The sequence below is a fragment of the Salinibacterium sp. genome (genome assembly GCF_031364185.1).
Taxonomy (GTDB): Bacteria; Actinomycetota; Actinomycetes; order Actinomycetales; family Microbacteriaceae; genus Rhodoglobus.
Map to the genome: position 1 here is coordinate 1 of NZ_JANLVV010000080.1, position 3,728 is coordinate 3,728.

Sequence of the window (3,728 nt, forward strand, 5' to 3'; positions counted from 1 at the left end):
TGGCCGTCGACCGGGGCGAGGTGATCGGATTCGCGCACTACCGCCAGCTGCCCGATACGTTCACCGCGGCCGCCGAGTGGTACCTCGATGACCTCTACGTGCAGCCGGAGTCACGCGGGTCCGGTGCCGCGACCTCGCTGATCGAGGCGGTTTCCGAGCGAGCGGCCTCCGACGGAGGGGGTACGCTGCGCTGGATTACGGCAGCCGATAACTCCGCAGCGCAGGGCGTCTACGACAAAATCGCCACCCGCACATCGTGGGTCACCTACGAGAAGCAGACCTGATGCAGCTGGGAACCCGATGGAGCGTGGGCGATGAGCCGCCGGCACGACTCCCCGAGAGCGTGGTCTCGGCGATTGGCGAGGTCGAGGCCGAGATCGGTGATCGCCCCGGCTGGCGCTGGACTCTCACCTGGCTCGAGGGTCGGCCGGTGGTAGAGCTTGATGACGGAACCACCATCCGCTTGGGGCACGACGGCGCTGTCACGGTCGAACAGGCAGACTGACCGACGCCATAACTGACCGAAGTGATGGCCGCACCGTCGCGATAGCCGCGCAGCAGTGATGGCCGCGCCGTCGCGACAGTCTCGCCGTCGCGACAGTCACGCCGTCGCGATGATCTCGCCGTGGGGCATCCCGAGCCAGCCAGCCTCCGAATTCGCCCACTCTCGCCAGGCGCGACTGATGGCCTCAAGCTGCTGCTGAGTTGCCACTCCCTGGTCGAGGGCATCCCCCGCAAATGCGGACTGCAGCGCGCGCTCCTCCCACATGCTGCCCCACCATTCGCGGTCGGTCGCATCCGAAAAATTCCAGATGGATGCCGATGTCGCGACGTTCTCGAAGCCGGCCTGCATTGCCCAGGCTTTCAGGCGCCGCCCCGCATCCGGCTCCCCGCCATTGCTGCGATGCACCCGCTTATAGACATCGCGCCAGTCATCAAGCCCGGAAATCGGCGGAAACCAAATGATCCCGCCGTAGTCGACATCGCGCGCCGCGACAATGCCGCCAGGTTTCACCACACGTCGCATCTCCCTCAGGGCGGCGACCGGATCTGCCACATGCTGGAGTATTTGGTGCGCGTGCGCGATGTCGAAGACGTCATCATCGAACGGGAGCGCGTAGACATCGCCGACCAGAAACTCCAGATTTGGGCGCTCGAACCGGGCCGCTATCTCGATGACTTCCGGCGCGGAGTCCATCCCCACCACTCGGCCCGGGGCCAGTCGATCCGCGAACTCGACGGTAATCGTGCCGGGACCGCAGCCGACATCGAGCAGGGAAACTCCGGGCGCCAGGCGAGGAGACAGGTATTGGGCAGAGTTGGCAATGGTGCGCCAAGTGTGTGCCTTGAGCACGCTGGAGTGATGGCCGAGAGTGTACTTTTCGGGTGGGGTCACGACTAGAGAGTATCGCCGTGCGGTATCGACTCGCTTTCATCCGGGGCCCTCGGGGGAGACGAATAGGGTGGACGAATGACGAATCCCTTCTTCGAAGCGAGCCCCCTCCCCTTCGGCATGCCGCCCTTCGCCAGCATCCTCGATGAGCACTATCGGCCAGCGTTCGAGAAGGGCATGGCCGACCAGCTCGCCGAAATACGCTCCATCACGATGCGACGCGACATGCCCACCTTCGAGGGCACCATGATCCCGCTGGAAAAGAGTGGCCAGCTTCTCGAGCGTGTCGCCACGGTGTTCTTCAACAAGACCTCCGCCGATGGCAACGACGTCACCAGTGCCCTGGAAGAAGAGCTGGCACCGCACTTAGCAGCCCATGCCGACGCGATTCGACTCGACGCCCAGTTGTACTGGCGCATCACCACGTTGTTCGAACAGCTCGACGACCTCGACCTCGACGCCGAGTCACGGTACCTGGTCGAGCGTTACTTCGCCGAGTACACGATCGCTGGCGCGGGGCTGGACGAGACGCAGAAGGAGAAACTGCGCGACCTCAACCAGTCGCTGTCGACTCTCACCACCCGGTTCGAGAAGAACCTATTGGCCGACACGAACGACCTCGCGGTGGTGATCGACGATAGTGCCCAGCTCGACGGACTCGAAACCGGTGAGATCTCGGCCGCAGCCGAGGCCGCCACCGAGCGGGGGCTAAACGGCAAGTACCTCATCACGCTTATCCTGCCTACGGGACAACCCGTGCTCTCTGCCCTCACCAATCGGGATATTCGCGCCAGGGTCATGACGGCATCGAGGCAGCGCGGTAGCCGCGGTGGCCCGTGGGATAATACGCAACTCGTGCTCGACATCACCCGGCTGCGCGCCGAGCGGGCCGCACTGCTCGGCTTCGACTCCCACGCCGCCTGGGTGATCGCAGATGAGACCGCGAAGACCCCCACTGCCGTAGCGGCGATGCTCACGAGGCTCGCGGGCCCCGCCGCTCGCAACGCCATTGCCGAACAGGCCGATCTTGAAGTTCTGGCGGGGCATCCCATCACGGCGCACGACTGGGAGTTCTACAGCGAGAAGGTTCGCAGGGCGACGTACGACGTAGACACGGCGCAGATGCGGCCCTACTTCGAGGCCGAGCGGGTGCTGCAGGATGGCGTGTTCTACGCCGCCACGAAGCTGTACGGCGTCACGTTCGCCGAGCGCCGCGACATCCCGGCGTATCATCCCGATGTTCGCGTCTTCCAGGTGACCGACGAGGACGGCACGGCCGTCGGCCTGTACACGCTTGACCTCTACACGCGCGACTCGAAGCGCGGCGGCGCATGGATGAACTCGCTGATCTCGCAGTCGGCCCTGCTTGGGCATCCGGTCATCGTCACCAACAACCTCAACGTGCCGAAGCCCGCTGCCGGCGAGACGACCCTGCTCACCTACGACGAGGTGAACACGCTGTTCCACGAGTTCGGGCACGCGCTGCACGGCCTGTTCGCGCGGGTGACATACCCGAGGTTCTCGGGCACGAACACCTTCAGGGACTTCGTCGAATTCCCCAGCCAGGTCAATGAGATGTGGATGCTCTGGCCGGAGGTTCTCGCCAACTACGCGGTGCACTACCAGACTGGTGAGCCCATGCCGCAGGAGTTCGTCGACAAGATCCAGGCGTCATCGACCTTCAACGAGGGATTCGCGACCTCCGAGTATCTCGCGTCGGCCCTGCTTGACCAGGCTTGGCACTCGATCTCGGCCAAGGATGCGATCACAGATGTTGCGGCCTTCGAAGCCGCGGCGCTGACGAAGGTCGGCCTCGACAACCCCGCGGTTCCCACGCGCTACTCGAGCACGTACTTCCAGCACATCTTCGCTAATTCTGCCTACGACGCCGGGTACTACTCGTATATCTGGAGCGAGGTGATGGATGCCGACACCGTGGACTGGTTCAAGGAGAACGGCGGGCTGACCCGCGCGAACGGGGATCGTTTCCGGCAGCGGTTGCTCGGCGTCGGCGGCTCCAAGGATCCGCTGGAGGCCTTCCGCGACTTCCGGGGGCGGGATGCCGACATCCAGCCGTTGCTCGACCGCCGCGGTCTCAACTAGCGCCAAAATGCTAGGCGTCTCGATGCGCCGCTCGATGTTGGTAACTCCTGCAGATCGCGGCTCGCTGCCGCGCGCATCCGCGGGGATGCAGGTGTTATGTCTCAGGACATCGGTGACAGTTCTGCCTCAGGACATCGGTGACGGTTTGGCGCGTTTTGGTGGTGACACTTTCCGCGGATTGTTGGGGGATGAGCCATGTTGAGCCTGTTGAAGCCCGTGTCCGTCTCGCGAT

General features: G+C 64.2%; 4 protein-coding genes. 3 read left to right on the top strand and 1 reads right to left on the bottom strand.

What is annotated here, in order from left to right; genetic code table 11:
• Positions 1–284 (top strand): GNAT family N-acetyltransferase (locus RMN95_RS04005; protein WP_309615668.1); only part of this gene is annotated, 284 nt, incomplete at its 5' end.
• Positions 284–505, top strand: a complete 222-nt coding sequence (locus RMN95_RS04010; RefSeq protein ID WP_309615669.1) for a hypothetical protein — start codon at positions 284–286, stop codon at positions 503–505. The genes RMN95_RS04005 and RMN95_RS04010, both read left to right, overlap by 1 nt.
• A gap of 96 nt (positions 506–601) precedes the next feature.
• On the opposite strand, the gene RMN95_RS04015 is transcribed toward RMN95_RS04010, so the two are convergent.
• Complete coding sequence (locus RMN95_RS04015) at positions 602–1,396, bottom strand: methyltransferase domain-containing protein (RefSeq protein WP_309615670.1); 795 nt, start codon at positions 1,394–1,396, stop codon at positions 602–604.
• A gap of 75 nt (positions 1,397–1,471) precedes the next feature.
• On the opposite strand from RMN95_RS04015, the gene RMN95_RS04020 reads away from it, so the two are divergent.
• A complete protein-coding gene (locus RMN95_RS04020) occupies positions 1,472–3,496 on the top strand; it encodes a M3 family metallopeptidase (RefSeq protein WP_309615671.1) in 2,025 nt (674 codons plus the stop codon).
• The last annotated feature ends 232 nt before the right edge of the window (positions 3,497–3,728 follow it).